Below are 22,798 nucleotides of genomic sequence, written 5' to 3'. Positions count from 1 at the left end.
GGCGCCCGGCGGCTTTTCCGGCCGCGCCGGCTATTCCCTCAGCCAGCGCCAGACATAAGCCGGGTCGCGGCGGATGTCAGTTTGCGTGTATGGCAGGCGGATCCACTGCTTGCGGCTGAAGCGCTCGGTCTGGTCGCCGCTGTGCGGCGAGTCCGGATCGCTGGACTGCGAATAGGTGAGGAAAGCTTCTGCCTGCGGCAGGCCGGACTCGAACGACACCGCCATCAGGAACGAGGTGCCGGATTCCGGATTGAGTTCGCCATTGCCGCCCGGCCCGCTTTCGATGACGTTGTAGACATCTTCGCCGCCGCCGCCGTGGATCGGGATGCGTTTGCCGCCGCGCGCCGCGCGCTGGATCTCGCCCCATGGCCTGGAATAGGCGATGCCGGCGGCCTGCAAATCCTTGACCGCGTCGAACAAGGCCGCGCGCGCGGCGCTGGCCACCGCCGCATCGCCGATGCGCAACCCGCGCGGCGTCTGCAGCGGACGCGCCGGGTCGAAAGGCTGCGCCCAGTAGGCCACGCCGCTGCCGTTCAAGCGTCCGCGCCAGGCCTGGAACAGCGGCCATCCCACGCTATCCAGTTCGGCCTTGCCATCCCAGCGGGCCAAGATCCGGCAAGCATCCGCCGGCACCTGGCCGCTTCCCGACGTACGACATAAGCGCTTGAGATCGTCCAGCAACAGCGACGCGTAGTAGGAGCGGTTGGACAAGCCCATTTCCTGCAGCGCGTCCAGAGTGAAGCGCTGCTCGCCAAGCCGGCCCAGTATTTGCTGCAAGCCGTAGCGGGTGCGCGCGCCCTGCACGCCGCCGGCCGCGCTGACGATGTCCGGGTAGCCGGTCAGCGGCCGCGCCGGATTGGTCAGCCAGGCGCTGTCGTTGCTGTTCTGCACGAAGTCGCGCCGCGCCAGCGTCGGCAAATCCCTGGCTGCGAAGATGCCCGGCTGCGGCGTGCCAGCCGTATTGTCCCAGCGGCAGGCGGCGCGCGCGCCATCCAGCACCATCACGCCCTGGGCCAGCAAGGGCCGCGTCGCCGCCGGCATGCAAGCCTGCTGTTTTGCCGCGCCGACATTGGGCACCACGGTGACGTCGCCGAAGTAAACATTGCCGGCGCGGTCCGCCGCCAGGGTATGCACCCAGGGCAGGCCCAGCGTCGATTCCACCGCGGAACGCAGCTCCGCCAGCGAGCCGGCCCGGTTCATCCGCCACCAGGCATCCAGCATCCTGTCGTTGTCCTGATTGGCGTCGGCCAGCGCGTAGGCGCTTGCGGCGTCCCAATCCAGTTGCCCCGGAAACGCCACCACCGGCCCCCACTCGCTCAGATAGAAGGTGTGTTGCAAGCGCTCCGGCGCGCCATTGGCGTCGCGGCCGACAATGCTGACCGTGACCGGCCGCAACGGCTTGGCCACGCCATCGACGATGTAGCGCGTCGGATCGCCCGGCGCCAGGCGCAAGGCGAACAGCGTGGAGTGCAGCGAGGTGTTGACGGTATGGGTCCAGGCGACGGCGCGGTTGAAGCCGATGTTCACCACCGGCAGCCCGCCCAGCGAAACGCCCATCGCATCCACCTTGCCCGGAATGGTCAGATGCTGCTCGTAAAAGCGGTAAGCGCCGTTCCAGGGGAAATGCGGATTGGCGTACAGCATGCCCGCGCCGGAATGGGTGGCTTCGCGCCCCAGCGCGATGGCGTTGGAACCCACCGGCCGGCGCTTGCCATACAAACCGCGCAGCGGTTCCTGGCCGACCGGCAGCCGCTGCTTGCGCGCCGCGCCGGCAGTCGGCGGAACCGCCGCCTGCAAGGCGCCGATGTATTGCGCGCCGGACGAAGTCACCGCGTAGCGCCGCATCATGCGGATCATGTCCAGCCGCTCCAGCGGCCGCGCCCACGGCTGGTTGCGGCAGGCCGCCGGCAAGCCGCCGACGCCGGTTTCGCGCAGATAGCGGTTCACCCCGGCCACATAGCCATCGAGCAGACTCCGCACCGCCTCCGGCTGGCGCGCGAAACTGGCGCGGAAATTCGCGTCGCTGTTCAGGAAGGCGTAGTAGAAATCGCTGGCGGCATTGGGTATCTGTCCGCCATCCGGACTGGCGTAACTGCCCGCCGTGCCGAAGTAGCGGGAACGCTGGCCGCGGGCGGTCGCCATCTCTTCCGCCAGTTGGCAGAAATTGTCCTGCGCATAAGCGTAGCCGGCGCCGTAACCGAGGTTGCCTTCATTGCTGGCGGTGATGTGCGGAATGCCGAACGAAGTGCGCTGCACCAGCGCCTGATAGCCGGCATCGGCGCGCGCCGACGCCGGCAGGCAAGACAAGATGGACAAGGCCGTGCAGCCGGCGATGAGCGGTTTTGACACGATGATTCTCCTGCGATCGCGCGCCGCAGCCGGCGCGTCGGATTAGAGAGGAATCCGCGCCGTCGCAGAATGCCGGCGACATGCTTGGACCACTCGATTCTACGCATGAAAATTCAACTGGCATATCAGGAAAGATGGAGATGCCGTCAGCGATCAACCGCGGATGGCTCGATGCCGAGCCCGCTTAGGAATCTCCCGCCACGCCAAGGTTTGCCAGCACCCGGGCGGCGTTCTCCTTGCAATCCATGTCGTCCGGCTTGGCGGCGATCATCTGGATCAACGCCTGCAGATGCGCCTTGCTCTGGGCCAGCCGCGCCTGCAGCGCTTCGATATCCGCCACCTTGCGGCGCAGCGCGGACAGCAGTTCCTCATGCCGCCAGGACTGGAAATCGCCAGGCAGCAGCTGCCTGATTTCGTCCAGCGTGAAGCCGGCCTGCTGCGCGTCGCGGATGATCGACAGCACCGCCAGCGCTTCCGGCGGGTAGTCGCGGTAGCCATTCACCTGCCGGCTGGCCATCTTCAGCAAACCCTTGGACTCATAGAAGCGGATCGCCGACGCCGCCATGCCGCTGCGTTTGGCCAGTTCGCCGATTTTCATGCGCGCCCCCGCCCTGCCCAGGCTAAGGATTGCGAGACGGCGACGGCCGCCGGGACGGCTTGCTGGACAGTGGACATGGGCGGCGCCTCCGGATGACAGGACATTGCGCCACGCCTCCGCTAAGGGAGGATGGCTGATGCCATGCTAAGCTTAAAGTCAGCTTGAATGTCAACCTGGACCTTGCGGATCCCACGCCCAGCGTCCCGCGCGCTGAGCGATGAGCCCAATAGCCCGCGCGCCGCCGGGAACGGAATTTTTTGCGTCGCCAGGCTTGACCTTAAAGCGCGCTTTAATCCTATCGTGCAGCCATCCCCCCCTGGAGAGCACGATGAACCCCTTCGCTTCGCTGACACTGCCGAATGGCAGCTTGTTGCCCAACCGCCTGGCCAAGGCCGCCATGGAGGAGAACATGGCCGACCGCGACCACGCGCCGTCCGAAGCATTGATCCGCCTGTACCGCGCCTGGGCGGAAGGCGGCGCCGGGCTGATCCTCACCGGCAACGTGATGGTGGACCGGCGCGCGATGACCGGCCCCGGCGGCGTGGTGCTGGAGTCGGAGCGATTCGGCGTCCGCTTTGAGCAATGGTCCGCCGCCGCCCGCGCCCGCGGCGCGCAGATCTGGATGCAGATCAACCACCCGGGGCGCCAGATGCCGGCCGCGCTGGGCCAGCCCACCCTGGCGCCGTCGGCGGTGGCGATGGCGCTGGGCAATTTTTCCAAGCAGTTCGCCGCGCCGCGCGCGATGAGCGAGGCCGACATCGCCGACGTGAAAGCCCGCTTCGTCAACACGGCGCGGCTGGCGGAGCGGTTCGGCTTCAACGGCGTGCAGATCCACGCCGCGCACGGCTACCTGATCAGCCAGTTTTTGTCGCCGATCACCAACCAGCGCGCCGACCGCTGGGGCGGCAGCCTGGAAAACCGCGCCCGCCTGCTGACCGACATCGTGCGCGAAGTGCGCGCGGCGGTGCGTCCCGGCTTCGCCGTGTCGGTGAAGCTCAATTCGGCCGACTTCCAGCGCGGCGGCTTCAGCGCCGACGACGCCAAACAGGTGACGGCCATGCTGAACCCATTGGGCGTGGACCTGATCGAGCTGTCCGGCGGCAGCTACGAAGCGCCGGCCATGCACGGCCAGACGCGCGACGGCCGCACGCTGGCGCGCGAAGCCTATTTCCTGGAATTCGCCCAGGACATCGCCGCCGTCGCGCGGATGCCCGTCATGGTGACCGGCGGCATCCGCCGCTACCCGGTGGTGGAGCAAGTGCTGGGCAGCGGCGTCGCCGTGGCCGGCATGGCCACCGCGCTGGCGATAAACCCCAATCTGCCCAATGCCTGGCGCAGCGACGCGACGGCCGCGCCGAGACTGCGCGCCATTCCCTGGAAAAACAAGGTGCTGGCCTCGGTCGGCTATATGGCGATGGTGAAATACCAGCTGCGCCGCCTCAGCCAGGGCAAGCGCGCCCGGCCGGACGTTGCGCCAGTCCTGGCGCTGTTGCAGCAGCAATGGGACGCCAAGATCCGCACCGGCCGCTATCGCCGCTGGATCCAGCGCCAAAGCGCAGCCGCGTGACGATGGCGGGCACGGCGACAGGAGGGCCGTCCGATCGCGCCCGGACATTCGCCCCCGGCAGCTCCACCGCCGCTCGGTTGTTTGCTGCATGCGGGCAAGTAAGCCAGGCGCGCGGGCTACAGGCTTTGCAAGTAGATGGCCAGATTGTGCAGATCGTCTTCGCTGAGGTCATGGACGATGGCCTGCATCGCCGCCGCCGCGGGCCGCTGGCGCGTGGAGAAGACCCGCAGTTGCTTGATCAGATAAGCCGCGTGCTGGCCCGCCAGCCGGGGCGCCTGTTCGCTGCCTTCGCCCCGCGCGCCATGGCAGGCGAAGCAGGCCGGCACGCTGTCGCCCTTGCCGCGCAGGAAAATCTCCTTCCCCGCCGCCAGTTCAGCGGCCGCCGCCGGCGGCGCCGGATTGGGCTTGGGCGTCTGCGCGGCGAAATAGCCGGCCACGCCGGCGATTTCCGCGTCTTTCAAGCCGCCGGCCACGCCCCACATATAGTCGTGCGCCGCCTGGTCGCTGCGGCTTTGCTCGCGGAACAGCTGCAGCTGCTGCTGCAAATACATGGCCTGCTGCCCCGCCAGGCGGGGAAACAGCGGCGAAACGCTATTGCCGTCCGCGCCGTGGCAATTGGCGCACCAGCCGCGCGCCAGCGACTCCGGATCTTTGTCCGCCAGGGCCACGCCTGCCGACAGCAACGCGCCGCACCAGCCTATCATCCATAGCGTTTTCATCGCACTCCCCTGTCAGAAGGCTATCCAGGTGTAGAGGTAGGTGACGTTGTTGTTGCGGGCGTTGCGTCCATTGCCGTCGTAATTGGCGCTGGCGCCCTGATACTTCAGAAAGCCGGTGTACTGCAGGCCCACCCGCCAATTGGGCTGAATCATGTAGTTGAGCTCGGCGATGCAGCCATTGGTATTGGGGCTGCCGGTAATGGGATAGACGATATTGTCGGCCGAACCGGTTTCAGAAAAATACGCCAAGGTCAGGCCATACCTGCGCTGATACCAGTAACTGCCCTTGATGCGGAAAGCGTTCAGCTGGCTGCCGGGATTTTGCACCGCGCTTCCCACTTGCGACGCGTCCCAAACGGTCCGCTCGTGGATGTAAGCGGCTTGCGCGGTGAACACATGCGGCTCGGACAAATACTGATACTGCGCGTCCAGGCCGGTATCGCGGTAGTGGTTGGTCGGCGAGCCGGGATCGGAAGGGTCGGTATGGACTCGCGCGTCCAGACCGAAAACGCCAGCCTCGATCGAGTGTTCCCTCCAATCATGGCTGTAGGCGAAACGCCCGTATGGATTGGTGCCGTCCAGCCGGTTGCTCAAGGCCACCCCGCTTTTGAACAGCGACGCGCCGCCCTTGGCCACGCGGTATCCGCCCAGCTCGAAGTACCAGGCTTTATTCAGGAATGCGTAAGCGCTGAGGCCGGCCGTCTGTTGCGCCAGCCCGCCCTCGATCAGCGTGGCCGGCGGCGCAATGCCCCAGGCGCCGGTCAAGTGGCTGCTTTGATAGGGATAGCCGAAGGCCGGCATCGTATTCCAGGCATCCTGCACCGTGGGATTGTTGTTGAGCGACAGTCCGTAGATCAGGTCCAGATCGCTGTTGGCGATGTGGTCGCTTAGCCGCCAATCGTTGTTGTCCGCCACCGTGTGGCCCGAAAAGTCCTGCGCGCCGGGATTCTGGTTCAACGCGTTGAAAGTCCATTGCGAGAACATGCCGACATGATCGCCGATCTTGCCCGCCACAAACAGGCTGCCGCCTTCTATCACCCCGTCGTTCTGCCTGGGATAGGCGCCGTCATTGCCCTGGGTGTTGCCGACATGGGAAATCGAGGCCTGGGCCATGGCCGCCAGCGGAAACAACTTGGCGGCGCCCAAAGTGTAGCCGGACAGCTTAAACAGCCTGCCATACGGCGTCAGTTCCGGAAAGCTGACGTGGCAGGCGATGCAGGCCTCGCCGGTCTGCCGCGCATAACTCGGCAAGGCCGACGCCGCCGCGGACCACAGCCAGGCGGCGCAAGCCATGAGCGCCCAGAGCCGCTTGAACAGATTCGTCGATCGCATTTGGCGCTCCCGGATGCTTAATCTGCAATGCTTCCGTTATAGGGACCGCCCAGCGGCTTGCCGCGCCAATAGCGAGCGGAAATTGATCTATCCCAAACAAAATCCGCCTCTCTCCTGCCGCTCCGCGCCCAAACGCGAGTGCTCAGCCCTTCAACATGTCCAGATAGCGCCGCGCAGCGCCCCATTCCTCGCCCGCGCGGCTGATCGCCGACAATTCCGACACCAGCGGCGAGCGCTCCGCCAACCGGCGATAAACGAGATTCGGCGCCGCCATTTTGCGCACCGGCGCGGGCACCAGGGCCAGACCCAGGCCCGCCGCCGCCAAGGCCAGCACCGACATGGTGCTGCCCACCTTGTAAGCGATGCGGGGTTCTGCGCCCAACAGCTGGCGCAACATCGGCAACTGGCCCTCGTCGTCGCCGTCTGCGGCGTAAACGATGAACGACTGCTCCCGCAAATCGTCCACGCGCAATGTCCGGCGCGCGGCCAAGGGATGCTGGCCGCCCATCGCCACCTCCCAATGCCAGCTGCCTGCTGGCCTGGCCTGCAGCCCGGCAGGCAGCGGATGGCCCAGCTGCGGGCAATAGCCGACGTCCAGCCTCCCCGCCAGAAGCGCTTCCAACTGCGCCGCCGGCGCCATTTCATGCAAGTCCACCGCCACATCCGGCCAGGCCGCATGGAATGCCAGCAAATCATCTGGCAAACGCCCCGCCGCCACGGCATTGCCGACAAAACCTATCCTCACCACGCCGGTTTCGCCGCGCGCGGCGCGGCGCATCACGTTCTTGGCGCGCTCGGCCTGCTCCACCGTGCGCCTCGCCTCGATCAGCAAAATTCTCCCGGCGTCGGACAGCTCCACCTTGCGCGTGCTGCGGTCAAACAGGGTGACGCCCAGCTCGTCCTCCAGCGCCCGGATCTGGGCGCTCAAGGCCGGCTGGACGATATGCAGCTTTTCGGCGGCCCGGCCGAAATGGCCCTCGTCGGCAACCGCCAGGAAATAGCGTAAATGGCGTAGTTCCATGCGCTCAAACTCATCACTGAAAATGATCAATATTGAAATTTAATCTATTGGAGTGATTTTTCAAACGCGCCTACTCTGAGCATCAGACGCCGCGCCGCGGCGCCATGAATCAGGAGCCACACCATGACCGCGACTCAACGCATCGATGTCCATCAGCATGTCGTCCCCCCATTCTGGGCTGACGCCCTGCCCGCCCACGGCGGCGACCCGTCCGGCTGGAAAAGCCCGGAATGGAGCCCCCAAAGCGCCATCGCCTTCATGGACAGCCAGGGCATCGCCACCGGCATGCTGTCGCTGACCGCTCCTGGCGTGCAGGGCTGGTCCGGCCAGTCCAAGCTGGACATGGCCCGCCGCGTCAATGAATACACCGCCGGCCTGGTGGCGCGCCACCCGGACCGCTTCGGCAACTTCGCCACCGTGCCGCTGCCGGACATCGAAGGCTCGCTGCGGGAGATTGAATACGCGTTCGACACGCTGCAAGCGGACGGCGTGGTGCTGCTCAGCAACTACGGCGGCCAATACCTGGGCGATCCGGCATTCGAGCCGGTGTGGGCCGAACTGAACCGGCGCCGCGCCACCGTGTTCATCCATCCTGGCAAACCGGCCATCGACGCCATCGCCGGCATGCCCGGCCCGCTGGTGGACTATCCCTTCGATACCACCCGCACCGCAGTGCAGATGGTGCTGAACGGCACGCTGGCCCGCCATCCGGACGTGAACGTCATCCTGTCCCATGCCGGCGGCTTTCTGCCGTACGCGTCCCATCGCTTCGCCGAACTGGCTCAGGGCGTGCGCGATGATGTTCCGGCGACAGCGGAATTGCTGCGCCTGTTCCAGCGCTTCCATTTCGACACCGCGCTCTCTTCCGGCCCCGCGGCCCTGCCCAGCCTGACCGCCTTCGCCGGCGTCGGCCGCATCCTGTACGGCAGCGACTACCCCTACGCGCCGGCGGAGGTTGGGGCATCATTCACCGCCAAGCTGGACGCATGCGCTGAACTGTCCGCGGCGGAACATGCCGCCATCAACCACCGCAACGCGCTGGAGCTGTTCCCGCGGCTGGCCAAAGTCCGTGGTTTAGCCGCATGAGACCGGGCACGGGCCAGGACGGCGTATCTAACAAGAAAAGCCTTGCTGGGCCGTGCTTCTAGAAGGTGATGGGAGAGAAACGGGGGATGTCTTTGGGACGAGGAGCGGCAAGAAATGCCAAGCGGCAAGCATGCGCAGGCCGCGCCGCCAGCTTCTGCGCGGCCGGATCAACATGTCGACAGCGCTTCCTGTGACCGGCACCATAAGCTGGCCGCGCACGAAATTCCGCGCAAGCTTGGTTCATGGCAAACAGAAACGGCGGGAATTCACCCGCCGTTTACGAGAGCGCTTTAGCCAGCCTTGCCAGCTGGAATCTGCTGGGTGATGCAGTGGATATTGCCGCCGCCAAGCAGTACCTCGCGCGCAGGAACGCCGACAATTCGGTACTCCGGGAAGATCTCCTGCAAGCGGCTGGCCGCCGCGGCATCGGTGCGCTCATCCAGCAGCGGGAAAATGATCTGTCCGTTGCTGATCAGGAAGTTGACATAAGAAGCGGCCATGCGCTCGCCAACCTCACGCGGCACCGCCTGCCCGCTAGCCACCACGCCAGCCGTTTCATCCTGCCCATAGAACAAGGGGCCCGGGGCCAGCATCTTGTGGATCTTGAGCTGGCGGCCCTTGGCGTCGCGCGCTTTGGACAGCACTTCGTAGGCGGCCTGCGAACGCGGATACTGCGGATCCTGCTCATCGTCGACCCAGTGCAGCACAACCTCGCCAGGACGGGCAAAGCAGCACATATTGTCGATGTGGCCGTCGGTTTCATCCATGAACACGCCTTCCGGCAGCCAGATGAAGTGCGTCACGTCCAGATACTCGGAAAGCAGGGCCTCGATCTGGGCTTGGGACAAATCCGGATTGCGATTGGGATTGAGCAGGCATTCCGCGGTGGTGAGCAGCGTGCCTTCGCCATCGACATGAATCGAGCCGCCCTCCAGCACCAGCGGAGCCGCGTAGCGATCAAAACCATGATGGGCCAACACCTGGCTGGCCACTTCACTATCCTGATCCCAAGGATGGTACAGCCCGCCGTTGAAGCCGCCCCAGGCATTGAACTTCCAGTCCACGCCGCGCAGATGGCCCGCCTGATCAATCACCATGGTCGGTCCGCTGTCGCGCATCCAGCAGTCATCGCTATTCATTTCCACCAGCGTGACTTCGGCCGGCATCACTGCGCGCGCCTGCGACATGAACGGTTCCGGCACGGCCATGAACACAGGCGTGGCCGCGGAAATGGCTTTGGCGATGGCGGCAAAGACCTGTTGCGCCTCGCGTCCGGCATGGCGCCAGTTATCCGGGCGCTGCGGCCAGATCATCCATACCGCCTGATGCTCGGCCCACTCGGCCGGCATGTGGAAACCATCGGCGGCCGGAAGACTATTGTGCGTTTTATTGTTCATGTTGATCACCATCGGCTTGATAAATGCCATCAGAAGTATTCAATGAATCGTGCATTTGCGGATGACAGACTCGGCGCGTCTCCCGATCTGCGCGATGCGGCGGCTCGACCAATGCACATTCGCCGGGCGGAACCGCCTGCTGGAACGGCAGATTTCCTCTGCGATGAACGACGAAGTGATTGACAGACGCAGTCTATGTAGCGCCAAACTATTCAGCAAATGAACAATACGAATACTTTCATAAATACGGTGAATGGTGTGAAGCTGCATCAACTGGATCTGAACCTGCTGCTGGCGCTGGATGCCCTGATCAGCCTGCGCAGCGTCACGCGGGCGGCAGAGAAACTGTTTGTCAGCCAGCCGGCGATGAGCCACTCGCTCAACCGCTTGCGGACCTTCTTCGACGACCCGCTGCTGGTGCGCTCGCCGCATGGCATGCTGCCGACGCAAAAAGCGCTCTACCTGCAACAGGGCGTCCATCAGGCGCTCAGCCTGCTGCAAAGCCATTTCAGCCAGCCGGAGGCCTTCGACCCGGCCACATCGGCGCGCCGCTTCACCCTGTGCACCACCGATTATGTAGAGTGCGTGCTGATTCCGCCACTGGTGAAAAAACTGGCGGAGGTCGCGCCCAATGTTCATATCGACATCACCATCCTGCGGGAAGACATACCGGAACTGGCGCTTGCCGACGGTGAGGTCGACTTCCTGCTGGGTTTTGACGAATACATGTCCATCCCCAGCTATCTGTGCCGGGAAACCTGGCTGAACGAGCCGCTGATCGGCATCTTGCGCCATGGCCACCCGCTCCAGAGCGATAGGCTGACACTGTCGGATCTGATCGCCTTGCCGCATGTCTTCCACGCGCCGCTGGGCAATCAGGGGTCGCCAATGGATGATTTTCTTGCCGCGCGCGGCTTGCAGCGCAAGATTTCGGTGCACAGCCAAAGCTATATGGCCGCAGCCGCCATCGTCAGCAACACCGATCATTTGTTTATCCTGCCCAAGAAAGTCGCGGCGATGATGGCGGGCTACTGGCCGTTGAAGATGGTGGCGTTGCCGGAAGAGTTGCCAGGCTATCACCTCAACTGCATCTGGCACCCAGTACAGGATAGTCATCCGGCGCTGCACTGGCTGCGCGATTTGATGCGCAAGCTCATCGAATCCGATGATGCGGCCCCGGTATTCGCCGTATGAATGAGTGCATTAAAATGAATCATTTTCCCGCATGATGCTATCTCTTGTAGATTAGCCGCCATATTGCAGAACAACCCATGCGCGCGCCGGCTGCCGTGCGGCCCCTGAGCGCGCCCACCCGCCTGCGCAAACCGGAAACGGTCGCCGCGATGGGCGTGAAATCCGTCTTTTGAGTGGAGGTAGTAGCATGATCGAGGTTACCGAACTATCCATTGCCGAGCTGCGCGCGGCGCTCGAATCCGGGCGTACGACAGCGGTGGAACTGGTCAAGGCCTATCTGGCGCGGATAGCGGCCTACGATGGCCCCGCGACGGCGACCAGGCTCAATGCGGTGGTGGTACGCAATCCGGATGCGATCCAGGAAGCCGAGGCATCCGATGCCCGCCGCGCCCGTGGCGAAACGCTGAGCCCGCTGGACGGCATCCCCTACACCGCCAAGGACAGCTATCTGGTGAAGGGGCTGACCGCCGCTTCCGGCAGCCCGGCGTTCAAGGATCTGGTGGCCCAACACGATGCCTTCACCATCGCGCGCCTGCGCGCAGCCGGCGCCATCTGCCTGGGCAAGACCAATATGCCGCCGATGGCCAACGGCGGCATGCAGCGCGGCTGCTACGGCCGCGCCGAAAGCCCCTACAACGCCGACTACCTGACGGCGCCGTTCGCCTCCGGCTCTTCCAATGGCGCCGGCACCGCTACGGCCGCCAGCTTCGCCGCCTTCGGCATGGCGGAGGAAACCTGGTCGAGCGGCCGCGGCCCGGCCTCGAACAATGGCCTGTGCGCCTATACGCCGTCTCGCGGGGTCATCTCGGTGCGCGGCAACTGGCCGCTGACGCCGACCATGGACGTGGTCGTGCCCTACGCCCGCACCATGGCGGACTTGCTCGAAGTGCTCGACGTCATCGTCGCGGACGACCCGATCAGCCGCGGCGACCTATGGCGCCTGCAGCCCTGGGTGAAGATTCCCAAAGCCTCCGAGGTCCGGCCGGATTCCTATTCCGGCCTGCTGGCCCAGCCCGACATCCTTAAAGGCAAGCGCTTTGGCATACCGCGCATGTACATCAACAAGGACGAGCTCGCCGGCACCAGCGAGAAGCCCGGCATCGGCGGCCCGACCGGCCAGCGCATCCATACCCGCGCGTCGGTGATCGACCTCTGGGAAGCCGCGCGCCAGGCGCTGGAAGCCGCCGGAGCCGAAGTCATCGAAGTGGATTTTCCGCTGGTTTCCAACTGCGAAGGCGATCGTCCCGGCGCGCCCACCGTATTCAACCGCGGCATCGTCTCGCCTGAGTTCCTCAATGACGAGCTGTGGGAGCTGTCCGGCTGGGCTTTCGACGAGTTCCTGCGCGCCAACGGCGACCCCAAGCTCAACAAACTGGCCGACGTGGATGGTCCGAAGATATTCCCGCACGACCCTGGGACCTTGCCCAACCGGGAAGGGGATCTGGCCGCAGGCATGGACGAATACGTCAACATGGCCAAGCGGGGCCTCAAGCCCTATGACCAGATTGCAAGCGTGCCGGATGGTCTGCGCGGTCTGGAAAAGACCCGCAAGCTGGATCTGGAAGACTGGATGGATGCGCTGAAGCTGGACGCGGTGCTGTTCCCCACCGTGGCCGACGTCGGCCCGGCTGATGCGGACGTCAATCCGCGCTCCGCCGACATCGCCTGGAGCAACGGCATCTGGGTAGCCAATGGCAACCTCGCCATCCGCCATCTTGGCGTCCCGACGGTTACCGTGCCGATGGGGGTGATGGCGGATATCGGCATGCCTGTGGGGCTGACTTTCGCCGGGCGCGCCTATGATGACAACGCGCTGCTGCGCTTCGCCGGCGCCTTTGAAGCCACCGGCAACAAGCGCATGATCCCGCCGCGCACGCCGCCGCTGGCTCAATGAGCGCCAGCCAGGGCAGACCAGGACTGCTGTTCAGCCAGTAGCAGTGGGTTGGAAGCTATCATTGGACTGCCCCGGCGCCTCCCTATGCTTGGCCGCAAGGTGGCCACGCGCGGACGGGCCGGCTCAACGCTTGCCGGCCGCCTCTTCTCGCCGGCGCTTGGCCTCTTCCAGCAGGTAGACCTGGTAATCGTCCAGATCGCCCGAGAAATCGCTGACCCCGCCGCGCGACACCATCCAGAATTCATCGCACACCGCCCGCAGCAACGCCCGGTCGTGGCTGACCAGCATCACCGAGCCTTCGAACTCGTTCAGCGCCACGCTCAGCGCCTCGCGGGTGGCGAGGTCCAGATGGTTGGTCGGTTCATCCAGCAGCAGCAGGTTGGGCCGCTGCCACACGATCATGCACAGCACCAGCCGCGCCTTCTCGCCGCCGCTCATGCTGCCGACCGGCTGCTTCACCATGTCGCCGCTGAAGTTGAAAGTGCCCAGGAAATTGCGCAGCCCCTGCTCGCGGCAATCGTTGGCCGGCGGCCGCATCGCCGCCGGGGTGTCGCGCGCCAGACGGAACATGTGCTGCAGCGGATCGTCCTCCGGCCGCAGCACGTCCAGCTCCTGCTGCGAGAAGTAGCCGATATTGAGCCCCTTGCCGCGAATGATCTCGCCGCCGACCGCCTGCAGCGCCTCGGCCACGGTTTTCACCAGCGTCGACTTGCCCTGGCCGTTGGCGCCGAGAATGCCGATGCGCTGCCCGGCCAGCACGGTGCGGTTCACGTTGCGCACGATCACCGTCGGCGGCGTGCCTTCCGGCGCGCCCTCCGGCGCCGGATAGCCGAACGCCGCGCCGGTCATCGACAGCATCGAGTTCGGCAGGCTCTGCGGCTCTTTGAATTCGAACTGGAACTCGGCATCGGCCAGCACCGGCGCGATCTTCTCCATCCGCTCCAGCGCCTTGACACGGCTCTGCGCCTGCTTGGCCTTGCTGGCCTTGGCCTTGAAGCGATCGATGAACTTCTGCAGGTGCGCCATCTTTTCCTGCTGCTTGGCCTGCGCCGCCTGCTGCAGGACCAGCTGTTCGGCGCGCATGTCCTCGAACTTGCTGTAATTGCCGCCGTAGCGCACCAGCTTGGCATTGTCGACGTGTAGCGTCACGTTGGTGACGGCATCGAGGAATTCGCGGTCATGGCTGATCACCACCATGGTGCCGGCGTACTGCTTCAACCACGCTTCCAGCCATACCAGCGCGTCCAGATCCAGGTGGTTGGTCGGCTCGTCCAGCAGCAGCAGGTCGGACGGACACATCAGCGCGCGCGCCAGTTGCAGCCGCATGCGCCAGCCGCCGGAAAAGCTGTTCACCGGCTGCTGCAGCTCGGCGACGCTGAAACCCAACCCGAGAATCAGCGCCTGCGCCCGTGCCGGCGCGTCGTGGGCGCCGGCATCGTTGAGCGCGGTATAGGCGTGCGCCATGCGCATGTAGTCTTCGCCGGCCTCGGCCTCGGCCACCTCCTGCTGCGCGGCGAGCAGGGTGGTATCGCCTTCGACCACAAACTCGGTCGCCGTCTGCGCCGTTTCCGGCATGTCCTGCGCCACCTGCGACATGCGCCACTGCGATGGGATCGACACATCGCCGCCGTCTTCGTGCAGCGAGCCGTTCAGCACCGCGAACAGCGAGGATTTGCCGGCGCCGTTGCGGCCGACCAGGCCGACTTTCTCACCGGGATTGAGCGTCACCGACGCGTTGTCGAGCAGGACTTTGGTGCCGCGGCGCAAGGCCACGTTTTTCAGAATGATCATGGGAGGCGCCGTGCGGCGGCAGAAAAAAGGTTACGCCGCGACCGGCGACAAGGCGGGAAGACGACAGAAAAGTGGCCAACGTTGGCCGCATCATGACAATGGTGCAGCGGCAGCGGCGCGCCGCCGCATGCCGCAAAGCAATAAAAACGGCACGGCGCAGATGGTAACACGCCCCTGCGCGCCCCAAAGGGGAAGAAAGCTGACGTTCGATGCCGGCGACAGCGAAATGGCCGGCATGTGAATCTGAGCAGACGTTCAGGACACATGGGATGACAGCCCGCATTGGCCGAACAGCAGCCCCGCGTATCACCCAGTCCCCCTGACAAGTACCGCACTCTTCAATAGGGAACCATCTGCTACTCATGTCGGCGGCCGATCAGACACCGCAGGCCCCCTCTGATCCGCGGCCTCACGACTCTCCGTCATCGCGGCGATGATCGTCCGCCATGCCGTCGAAACAGACTCGCAGCATATGCCTGACGATGTCTTCGTCCTGGTATTTCCCATAGACGCGCAAGTACTCCACCGCCGGATCGCAGGTCCGGGAGTAGTAGCTGTACAGGATCACGTCAGTCGGCATATCCGCCCTTAGCTCTCCCTGCCGCTTGGCCTGCTCGACGATGCCCTGCAGCATTTTGTGCAGCTTGATCGCCCGGCTGACGTAACGCAGGCTGCGCGTCAGCATGGCGCGCACCTGCGGACTGGTCGAGGGCAGGAACGGCAGCCCGCCGGCGAGGCGCATGCCAAGCGCCCAAGCCAGCAGATCGCGGAGGCGGGCAAGCGGGCTCAACTCCGGCGCCTGCCGCGCCAGAAAATCCTGGGCGTCGTCCAGCAAGCGGATCATCACCTCGGTCGCCAGCTCATCCTTGGATTTGAAATGCTTGTACAGGCTGGGCTTGGAAATCCCCGCCTCGCCGGCCACATCGTCCATGGTCATCAGGTCGAAACCCTTGCTCGCCAGCATCCGCGTGGTGGCGTCGAGCACCGCCTGCTCGCGCAGCTTGAAAGCCTGATCCTTGAAGCTGAGCCTGCCTAGTATACCCATCGGTAACACCTTTTACTGATCAGTAGCATTTTTTTCAAATTGGTTTTATCCTGAATATAAAGCAGCGCCGGCGCACTGCCAACCGGCGGATTTCCTACCTCGCGACAGGACGACATGGTGAACGCCTCATCGCCACAACGCATCGCCGTGATAGGCGGCGGCATCGCCGGCCTTGCCACGGCTTACTTTCTTTCCCGACGGCACGCGGTGACGCTGTTCGAAGCCGCCGATTATCTGGGCGGCCATACCCACACCGTCGATGTCACGGTCGACGGCCGCGACTTCGCCGTCGATACCGGCTTCCTGGTATTCAACGATCGCACCTATCCCAACCTCATCGCCTTGTTTCAGGAGCTGGGCATCCCCAGCCATCCCAGCGACATGTCGTTCAGCGTCTCGCTGGGCCAGGGCCGGCTGGAGTGGGCGGGGCGCGATCTGGACAGCGTGTTCGTCCAGCGCCGCAATCTGCTGTCGCCCGGCTTCTGGGGCATGCTGTCCGACATCCTGCGCTTCAACCGCGAGGCGGAGCGCAATCTGCGCCGCGCGATCGAGGCCCCGCAAAGCCTGGGGCGCTTGCTGGACGCGGACGGATACGGCGCGCGCTTTCGCCGCCACTACCTGCTGCCGATGGCGGCGGCGATCTGGTCCAGCCCCTGCCGCGACATCCTGTCCTTCCCGGCCGAGACTTTCCTGCGCTTCTGCCTGAACCATGGCCTGCTGCAGCTGCGCGACCGGCCGCAATGGCGCACGGTGCCGGGCGGCGCCCGGCAGTATGTCGAGAAAATCGCCGCCAGCCTGGCCGATGTCCGGCTGTCGACGCCGGTGCTGCGCGTCAGCCGGGTAGATGGCCGCGTGCGCTTGCTTGCCGCCAGCAGCGAAGAGACTTTCGACAGCGTCGTCTTCGCTGCCCATGCGCCGCAAACCCTGGCCATGCTGGCGGATGCCGATGATTTGGAGCGCAAGATGCTGTCCGCCGTCCGCTATCAAGCCAATGAGGCGGTGCTGCATACCGATGCCTCTTTGCTGCCCCGCCGCGAAGCGGCCTGGTCAGCCTGGAATTTCCTGTCGGACGACGATGACGACAGCCGCGCGGTGGGCGTCAGCTATCTGCTCAACCAACTGCAGCCCCTGCCTGTCGCCACGCCGGTGGCGGTCACGTTGAACCCGCCGCGCGCCCCCGATCCGGCCAAGGTGCTGGGCCGCTACCATTACCAGCATCCGCTGTTTGACGCCGCCGCCATCGCCGCGCAAAAGGCTTTGTCCGGCCTTCAGGGCCGCCACGGCTGCTGGTTCGCCGGCGCCTGGACCGGCTACGGCTTCCACGAGGATGGGCTGAACTCCGCGCTGCGCGTGGCGCGGGATTTTGGGCTGGCCCCGGCCTGGGCGAGGTTGGAGAAATGATCGGCGCCTATCTGTTGACCGGGCAGGTGATGCACCGCCGCTTGCGGCCGGCGCCCAATCGCTTCGTCTATCCGGTTTTCTGCTTGTGGCTGAATCTGGCCAAGCTCGAAAGCCTGCGCGGCTTCTGGTTTGGCGTGGACCGCTGGCGGCCGCTGTCGCTGCGCACGCGCGACTACGGCCCGCGCGACGGCTCGCCGCTCTTGCCGTGGATACGCGCGCGGCTGGAGGAAGCCGGCCTGCCCGCCAACGGCGAGGTCTGGCTGCAAACCTTTCCGCGCGTGTTCGGCTATGTGTTCAACCCGGTCAGCTTCTGGCATTGCCACAACGCCTCCGGTCAACTGATCGCGGTGCTGGCCGAGGTGAACAATACCTTTGGCGAAAGGCATGGCTATCTGTTGAGCCAGACCGGCGGCGGCCCCATCTCCGCCGCCAGCCAGCTCTCATGCCGCAAACTGCTGCATGTCTCGCCGTTTTGCCGCATCGAAGGCCATTACCGCTTCCGCTTCCATCAAAGCGGAGACCATGCGCTGGTCCGCATCGACTACCACAACGACGCCGGGCCGCTGCTGCACACCGCCATCTCCGGCCGCCTGTCGCCGCTGACGCCGGGAACCGCCGCGCGCGCCCTGCTGCGCCAGCCGCTGCTGACTCTGGGCGTCATCGCCCGCATCCACTGGCAGGCGCTGCGGCTGTGGCTCAAACGCGTGCCCTTTTTCCGCAAACCTCATCCCCCCGCCGCCGCGCTCAGCCGCGGCCAGGAGTTGAAACCATGAGCGCAAGCCAACCCATCGCCCTGTCCCGCCCTGACATTCCCGCCGCCGGGCGGGCGCTGCTGGCCTTGTTGTCGAAACTGCGCCACGGCAGCCTCAAAATCGTCACGCCAGATGGCGAAGAGCTGTGGTACGGCGCGCTCAAGCCGCAGGCCGACGCCGAGCTGACGCTAGCCGACTGGCGCGCCTGCCGCCGCATGCTGTCCGGCAACGACATAGGCTTTGCCGAGGCATACCGCGACGGCTGGCTGGACAGCCCCGACCTGACCGCGCTGTTGCGGCTGGCGCTGCGCAACGAAGACGCGATGCAGCTGGGCGAATTGGGCCGCTGGGCCGCGCGCGCGTGGCACAGGCTGCGCCACCTCTTGCGCGTCAACAGCCGCCGCGGCAGCCGGCGCAACATCCATGCCCATTACGATATCGGCAACGATTTTTACCAGCTGTGGCTGGACCCCGGCTGGACCTACTCCAGCGCCTGGTTCGACGGCGACTACCGCTTGTCCCTGGCCGATGCCCAGGCGCGCAAGTACCAGCGCATCTGCGATCAATTGCAACTGCGCCCCGGCATGCGGGTGTTGGAAATCGGCTGCGGCTGGGGCGGCTTCGCCGAGCATGCCGCCCGCTTGGGCGTGGCCGTGCACGGCATCACCATCTCCGACGCGCAGCTGGACTTCGCGCGCCGCCGCCTGGTCAACGAGCCGCTGGCCATACTGGAGCACCGCGACTACCGCGACCTCTCCGGCCAGTACGACGCCATCGTGTCGATCGAAATGTTCGAGGCGGTGGGCGAGCGCTACTGGCGCGGCTATTTCGACACCCTGCGCCGCTGCCTGAAGCCGGGCGGCCAGGCGCTGGCTCAGAGCATCACCATAGAAGAGTCGCGCTTCGAAACATACCGCGCCAACGCCGATTTCATCCAGACCTTCATCTTTCCCGGCGGCATGCTGCCCAGCCGCGAACGCTTCTTGCGCGCGGCGCGGCAAGGCGGCCTGGCCTGCCGCGGCCGGCTGGATTTCGGCCCCGACTACGCGGAAACCCTGCGCCGCTGGCGCGATGCTTTCGAGGCCAATCTCGCCGCCATCCGCAGCCAGGGCTTCGATGAGGCCTTCATCCGGCTGTGGCGGCTGTATCTGTGCTACTGCGAAGCCGGTTTCGACGAAGGCCGCATCGGCGTTTCGCAATTTCTGCTGCAAAGGCATGCGTGATGCCGCGCGCCGCTCTCGCCTCCTTGCTGGCCTTGCTGACGGGTTGCGCCGGACCGTCGGCGGCCGATTACGCCGCCAACCGTCCCGCGCTGGACCCCGGCCGGTTTTTCCTCGGCAAAACCGAGGCCTGGGGCATGTTCCAGGATAGACAGGGCCGACTGCTGAAGCGTTTTACCGTGGACATGGACGGCGAGCGCCAGGGAGACGAATTGGTGTTGACCGAGCGCTTCCGCTACAGCGATGGCAGCCGCCAGCAGCGCGTGTGGCGGCTCAAGCCGCTGGGCGCAGGACGCTGGCGCGGCCTGGCCGACGATGTGGTGGGCGAGGCCGCGGGCGAGACTGCCGGCAACGCGCTGCGCTGGCGCTACACGCTGAAGCTGCCGGTGGACGGCAAGGAATACCAGGTGCAGTTCGACGACTGGATGTTCCTGCAGGACGAGCGCAGCCTGCTCAACCGCGCCGAGATGAGCAAGTTCGGCTTCCGCCTGGGCGAAGTCACGCTGTTTTTCCGCAAGCCGGAGCCGCGGCCGTGAGCTTGCGCCTCAATCCCGCCATCGCCGACTGGCATGCGCGCCGCGTCTGGGTGATAGGCGCGTCCAGCGGCATCGGCGCCGCGCTGGCTACCGAACTGCTGGACGCCGGCGCCGAGGTCATCCTGTCGGCGCGCCGCGCCGAGCCGATGCAGGCGCTGGCCGCCGGCCGCGCCGGCGCGCGCGTGGAAACGCTGGATGTGACCGATCCGGCGGCCTGGTCGCGCGTCTGGCAGCGGCTGGAGCGAAACGGCGCGCGGCCCGACCTGGTAGTGTTCTGCGCGGCCGATTACCGTCCGCAGACCTGCCTGGACCTGCATGCAGACGAAACCCGCCGCCTGCTCGACACCAATCTGCTTGGGGTCTACCACGGGCTGGAAGTGGTGCTGCCAGCGCTGGCGCGGCATGGACGCGGCGGCGTGGCGCTGATCGCCAGCGTGGCCGGCTACGCCGGCTTGCCGGGCGCGGCGGTGTACGGCCCCGGCAAGGCGGCGCTGATCAATCTGGCGGAAATCCTCTACACCGAGCTCAGGCCGCGCGGGGTGGCGGTTTATCTGATCAATCCCGGCTTCGTCGCCACCCCGCTCACCGCCAAGAACGATTTTTCCATGCCGGCGCTGCTCACCCCGCGCCAAGCGGCGCAAAGCATCATGCGCGGGCTCGAGCGCGGCGCGTTTGAAATCCACTTCCCGCTGCGCTTCACCGCATGGCTCAAACTGTTGCGGCTGCTGCCTTACCGGCTGCGGCTGCCCTTGCTCGCGAGGCTGGCTCGACCATGAAACGCATCCCCTCCCAAGCCGACTGGCAGGCTTTGCTTGACTGGTACCAGACGTTGACGCCGGACACCTTGCCCGATATCGGCCACTTCTACGCTGAAGACGCCCGCTTCAAGGACCCGTTCAACGACGCGCGCGGCATCACCGACATCCAGGCGGTGTTCCGCCACATGTTCAAGACGCTGGAGCAACCGCGCTTCACCATCATCCACGCGCTGCGCGACGGCGGCCAGGCTTTCATCACCTGGGATTTCGACTTTGTCTACGCTGGACGCAAGGTCAATATCCACGGCGGCAGCCATCTGCAGTTCGACGCCGGCGGCAAGATCACGCTGCACCGCGACTACTGGGACGCGGCGGAAGAACTGTTCGAGAAAATACCGGTGCTGGGCCTGCCGGTGGCCTGGCTGCGCAAGAAACTCAAGGTGGTGTGATGGCGGCGCGGACCTTCAAGGGCAACAAGGCGGCGCTGCCGTCCAAGCCCTGCGCCGGCTGCGGCCGGGCCATGAGCTGGCGCAAGAAATGGCGCGCCAGCTGGGATGCCGTGCAGTATTGCTCGGAGCGCTGCCGCCGCCAGAAAGGCAAAGCCGCATGACCACCTTGCGGCTGATCCTGGGCGATCAGCTCAATCCCTGCCACAGCTGGTTCGCCGAGCCCGACGCCAATGTGGTGCACGTGATGATGGAAATCCGCCAGGAAACCGACTACGTGCGCCACCACGCGCAAAAAATCCTGGCCATCTTCGCCGCGATGCGCGACTTCGCCGCCCAATTGAAAGCGCAAGGCCACCGCGTGCGCTACGTCGCGATCAACGACGCCAGCAACCGCCAGTCGCTGACCGGCAATCTGGACGCGCTGATCTTCCATTACCGCGCGGCGGCGGTGGAGTACCAGGCCCCGGACGAGTGGCGGCTGGACCGCCAGCTGGCGGAGTGGGCGGCCGGCCTGCCCATGCCCTGCCGCATGGCGGACAGCGAGCACTTCTACACCGCGCGCGGCGAGGCGGCGGCGTTGTTCGGCGCGCGGCGGCAATGGCGGCAGGAAACCCTATATCGCCACCTGCGGCGCCAGCACGGCATTTTGATGGACGAAAACGCCGAGCCCGCCGGCGGACGCTGGAATTTCGACGCCGACAACCGCCAGCGCTGGCCCGGCGATCCGCCCGAACCAGACGATGCGCGTCCCGAGCATGACCACAGCCGGCTGTGGCAAACCATTGTCGGCGCCGGGGTGGCCAGCTTCGGCCAGCAGCAGGCTGACGCGCTGCGCTGGCCGCTCAACCGCGCCGAGGCGCTGGCGCAGCTGCGCGCCTTCGTCGAACACGGGCTGCCGCACTTCGGCGCCTATCAGGACGCGATGAGCCCGCGCGCGCGGCGGCTGTTCCATTCGCTGCTGTCCTTCGCCCTGAATGTGAAAATGCTGAACCCGCGCGAGGTAGTGGACGCCGCCGTGTCCGCCTGGCAGGAGGGCCGCGCGCCGCTGGCCGCGGTGGAAGGCTTCACGCGGCAGATACTGGGCTGGCGCGAATACGTGCGCGGCGTCTATTGGGCCAAAATGCCCGGCTACCGCGACAGCAACGCGCTGGCGCACCAGCTGCCGCTGCCGCGCTGGTTCTGGGACGGCGACACCGGCATGCGCTGCCTCGCCCACGCCATCGGCCAATCGCTGGAAGACGCCTACGCCCACCACATCCAGCGGCTGATGGTGATAGGCAATTTCGGCCTGATCGCCGGCCTGTCGCCGCAAGCGCTGCACCAATGGTATCTGGGCGTCTACATCGACGCCTTCGAATGGGTGGAGCTGCCCAACACGCTGGGCATGAGCCAGTTCGCCGACGGCGGGCTGCTGGGCAGCAAGCCTTACGCCGGCAGCGCCGCCTATATCGGCCGCATGGGCGATTACTGCGCCGGCTGCCGCTACCGGCCCAAGCAGCGCGTCGGCGCCGACGCCTGCCCGTTCAATGCCTTGTACTGGGACTTTTTCCAGCGCCACCGCGCGGAGTTGGCCGGCAATCCGCGGCTGGCCCTGGTCTACCGCCAGCTGGACAAGCTGCCGGAAACCGAGCGCGCCGCCATAACCGCGCGCGCCGGCTGGCTGCAAACCAATCTCGACTCACTATGAGA

General features: G+C 65.7%; 21 protein-coding genes. 13 read left to right on the top strand and 8 right to left on the bottom strand.

Annotated elements, in window-relative coordinates:
- Positions 1-30 precede the first annotated feature (30 nt).
- Together U6115_RS04555 and U6115_RS04550 are read right to left on the bottom strand one after the other, a co-directional pair.
- Positions 31-2,349: a penicillin acylase family protein gene (locus tag U6115_RS04555; RefSeq protein ID WP_181243198.1), complete on the bottom strand. Its 2,319-nt coding sequence runs from the start codon at positions 2,347-2,349 to the stop codon at positions 31-33.
- A gap of 184 nt (positions 2,350-2,533) precedes the next feature.
- Complete coding sequence (locus tag U6115_RS04550) at positions 2,534-2,947, bottom strand: MerR family transcriptional regulator (RefSeq protein WP_043581258.1); 414 nt, start codon at positions 2,945-2,947, stop codon at positions 2,534-2,536.
- A 328-nt stretch (positions 2,948-3,275) separates the two neighbouring features.
- Between U6115_RS04550 and U6115_RS04545 the strand changes: the two genes are divergently transcribed.
- Positions 3,276-4,514, top strand: coding sequence for an NADH:flavin oxidoreductase/NADH oxidase family protein (locus U6115_RS04545; RefSeq protein WP_043581256.1), 1,239 nt, complete (start codon positions 3,276-3,278; stop codon positions 4,512-4,514).
- Positions 4,515-4,630: 116 nt separating this feature from the next.
- On the opposite strand, the gene U6115_RS04540 is transcribed toward U6115_RS04545, so the two are convergent.
- The 3 genes from U6115_RS04540 to U6115_RS04530 all read right to left on the bottom strand — a co-directional run bounded on the left by U6115_RS04540 (position 4,631) and on the right by U6115_RS04530 (position 7,586).
- Positions 4,631-5,233: a c-type cytochrome gene (locus tag U6115_RS04540; RefSeq protein ID WP_043581254.1), complete on the bottom strand. Its 603-nt coding sequence runs from the start codon at positions 5,231-5,233 to the stop codon at positions 4,631-4,633.
- Between the two features lie 12 nt (positions 5,234-5,245).
- Complete coding sequence (locus tag U6115_RS04535; RefSeq protein ID WP_053006777.1) at positions 5,246-6,565, bottom strand: hypothetical protein; 1,320 nt, start codon at positions 6,563-6,565, stop codon at positions 5,246-5,248.
- Positions 6,566-6,707: 142 nt separating this feature from the next.
- Positions 6,708-7,586, bottom strand: a complete 879-nt coding sequence (locus U6115_RS04530) for a LysR family transcriptional regulator (RefSeq protein ID WP_043581252.1) — start codon at positions 7,584-7,586, stop codon at positions 6,708-6,710.
- Positions 7,587-7,709: 123 nt separating this feature from the next.
- Between U6115_RS04530 and U6115_RS04525 the strand changes: the two genes are divergently transcribed.
- Positions 7,710-8,672: an amidohydrolase family protein gene (locus tag U6115_RS04525; protein WP_043581250.1), complete on the top strand. Its 963-nt coding sequence runs from the start codon at positions 7,710-7,712 to the stop codon at positions 8,670-8,672.
- A gap of 290 nt (positions 8,673-8,962) precedes the next feature.
- Here the strand turns inward: U6115_RS04525 and aguA are convergent, their stop codons facing one another.
- On the bottom strand, positions 8,963-10,069 hold the full coding sequence (gene aguA / locus U6115_RS04520; protein WP_043581098.1) for an agmatine deiminase: 1,107 nt from the start codon (positions 10,067-10,069) through the stop codon (positions 8,963-8,965).
- 258 nt (positions 10,070-10,327) lie between these two features.
- On the opposite strand from aguA, the gene U6115_RS04515 reads away from it, so the two are divergent.
- On the top strand, positions 10,328-11,263 hold the full coding sequence (locus U6115_RS04515) for a LysR family transcriptional regulator (RefSeq protein WP_043581061.1): 936 nt from the start codon (positions 10,328-10,330) through the stop codon (positions 11,261-11,263).
- A gap of 187 nt (positions 11,264-11,450) precedes the next feature.
- A complete protein-coding gene (locus tag U6115_RS04510) occupies positions 11,451-13,157 on the top strand; it encodes an amidase (protein WP_043581063.1) in 1,707 nt (568 codons plus the stop codon).
- Positions 13,158-13,280: 123 nt separating this feature from the next.
- On the opposite strand, the gene U6115_RS04505 is transcribed toward U6115_RS04510, so the two are convergent.
- The gene (locus U6115_RS04505; RefSeq protein WP_043581065.1) at positions 13,281-14,948 is read right to left on the bottom strand and encodes an ABC-F family ATP-binding cassette domain-containing protein; all 1,668 of its coding nucleotides are present in this window, start codon (positions 14,946-14,948) and stop codon (positions 13,281-13,283) included.
- Here U6115_RS04505 and U6115_RS04500 point away from each other — a divergent pair.
- Positions 14,947-15,189: a hypothetical protein gene (locus U6115_RS04500; RefSeq protein WP_146008368.1), complete on the top strand. Its 243-nt coding sequence runs from the start codon at positions 14,947-14,949 to the stop codon at positions 15,187-15,189. The genes U6115_RS04505 and U6115_RS04500 overlap by 2 nt on opposite strands.
- 168 nt (positions 15,190-15,357) lie before the next feature.
- Here the strand turns inward: U6115_RS04500 and U6115_RS04495 are convergent, their stop codons facing one another.
- Positions 15,358-15,993 (bottom strand): TetR/AcrR family transcriptional regulator, encoded by a 636-nt coding sequence (locus U6115_RS04495; RefSeq protein WP_043581067.1) that lies wholly within the window; start codon positions 15,991-15,993, stop codon positions 15,358-15,360.
- 114 nt (positions 15,994-16,107) lie between these two features.
- Between U6115_RS04495 and U6115_RS04490 the strand changes: the two genes are divergently transcribed.
- From U6115_RS04490 to U6115_RS04455, 8 genes are read left to right on the top strand one after another with little or no spacing between them, the layout of a single operon-like run.
- On the top strand, positions 16,108-17,394 hold the full coding sequence (locus U6115_RS04490; protein WP_043581068.1) for an NAD(P)/FAD-dependent oxidoreductase: 1,287 nt from the start codon (positions 16,108-16,110) through the stop codon (positions 17,392-17,394).
- The gene (locus U6115_RS04485) at positions 17,391-18,167 is read left to right on the top strand and encodes a DUF1365 domain-containing protein (RefSeq protein WP_043581070.1); all 777 of its coding nucleotides are present in this window, start codon (positions 17,391-17,393) and stop codon (positions 18,165-18,167) included. Before U6115_RS04490 ends, U6115_RS04485 begins: the two co-directional genes overlap by 4 nt.
- Positions 18,164-19,369 carry an SAM-dependent methyltransferase gene (locus U6115_RS04480; RefSeq protein ID WP_043581072.1) on the top strand — a complete coding sequence of 402 codons (1,206 nt, stop codon included), beginning with the start codon at positions 18,164-18,166 and terminating at the stop codon, positions 19,367-19,369. The genes U6115_RS04485 and U6115_RS04480 overlap by 4 nt, the downstream gene beginning before the upstream one ends.
- Positions 19,369-19,902: a DUF3833 domain-containing protein gene (locus U6115_RS04475; RefSeq protein ID WP_043581074.1), complete on the top strand. Its 534-nt coding sequence runs from the start codon at positions 19,369-19,371 to the stop codon at positions 19,900-19,902. The genes U6115_RS04480 and U6115_RS04475 overlap by 1 nt, the downstream gene beginning before the upstream one ends.
- Entirely contained in the window at positions 19,899-20,678 is a 780-nt protein-coding gene (locus tag U6115_RS04470) for an SDR family NAD(P)-dependent oxidoreductase (RefSeq protein WP_043581076.1), read from the top strand. The genes U6115_RS04475 and U6115_RS04470 overlap by 4 nt, the downstream gene beginning before the upstream one ends.
- Positions 20,675-21,109, top strand: a complete 435-nt coding sequence (locus U6115_RS04465; protein WP_043581078.1) for a nuclear transport factor 2 family protein — start codon at positions 20,675-20,677, stop codon at positions 21,107-21,109. The genes U6115_RS04470 and U6115_RS04465 overlap by 4 nt, the downstream gene beginning before the upstream one ends.
- Positions 21,109-21,270 carry a DUF2256 domain-containing protein gene (locus U6115_RS04460; protein ID WP_080770358.1) on the top strand — a complete coding sequence of 54 codons (162 nt, stop codon included), beginning with the start codon at positions 21,109-21,111 and terminating at the stop codon, positions 21,268-21,270. The genes U6115_RS04465 and U6115_RS04460 overlap by 1 nt, the downstream gene beginning before the upstream one ends.
- On the top strand, positions 21,267-22,796 hold the full coding sequence (locus tag U6115_RS04455) for a cryptochrome/photolyase family protein (protein ID WP_181243200.1): 1,530 nt from the start codon (positions 21,267-21,269) through the stop codon (positions 22,794-22,796). Before U6115_RS04460 ends, U6115_RS04455 begins: the two co-directional genes overlap by 4 nt.
- Positions 22,797-22,798: the final 2 nt, after the last annotated feature.

This window comes from Chromobacterium subtsugae (assembly GCF_035919665.1).
Lineage (GTDB): Bacteria > Pseudomonadota > Gammaproteobacteria > Burkholderiales > Chromobacteriaceae > Chromobacterium > Chromobacterium subtsugae.
Note: the sequence above shows the minus strand (reverse complement) of the source record. Positions and strands in the feature narration are given on the sequence as shown.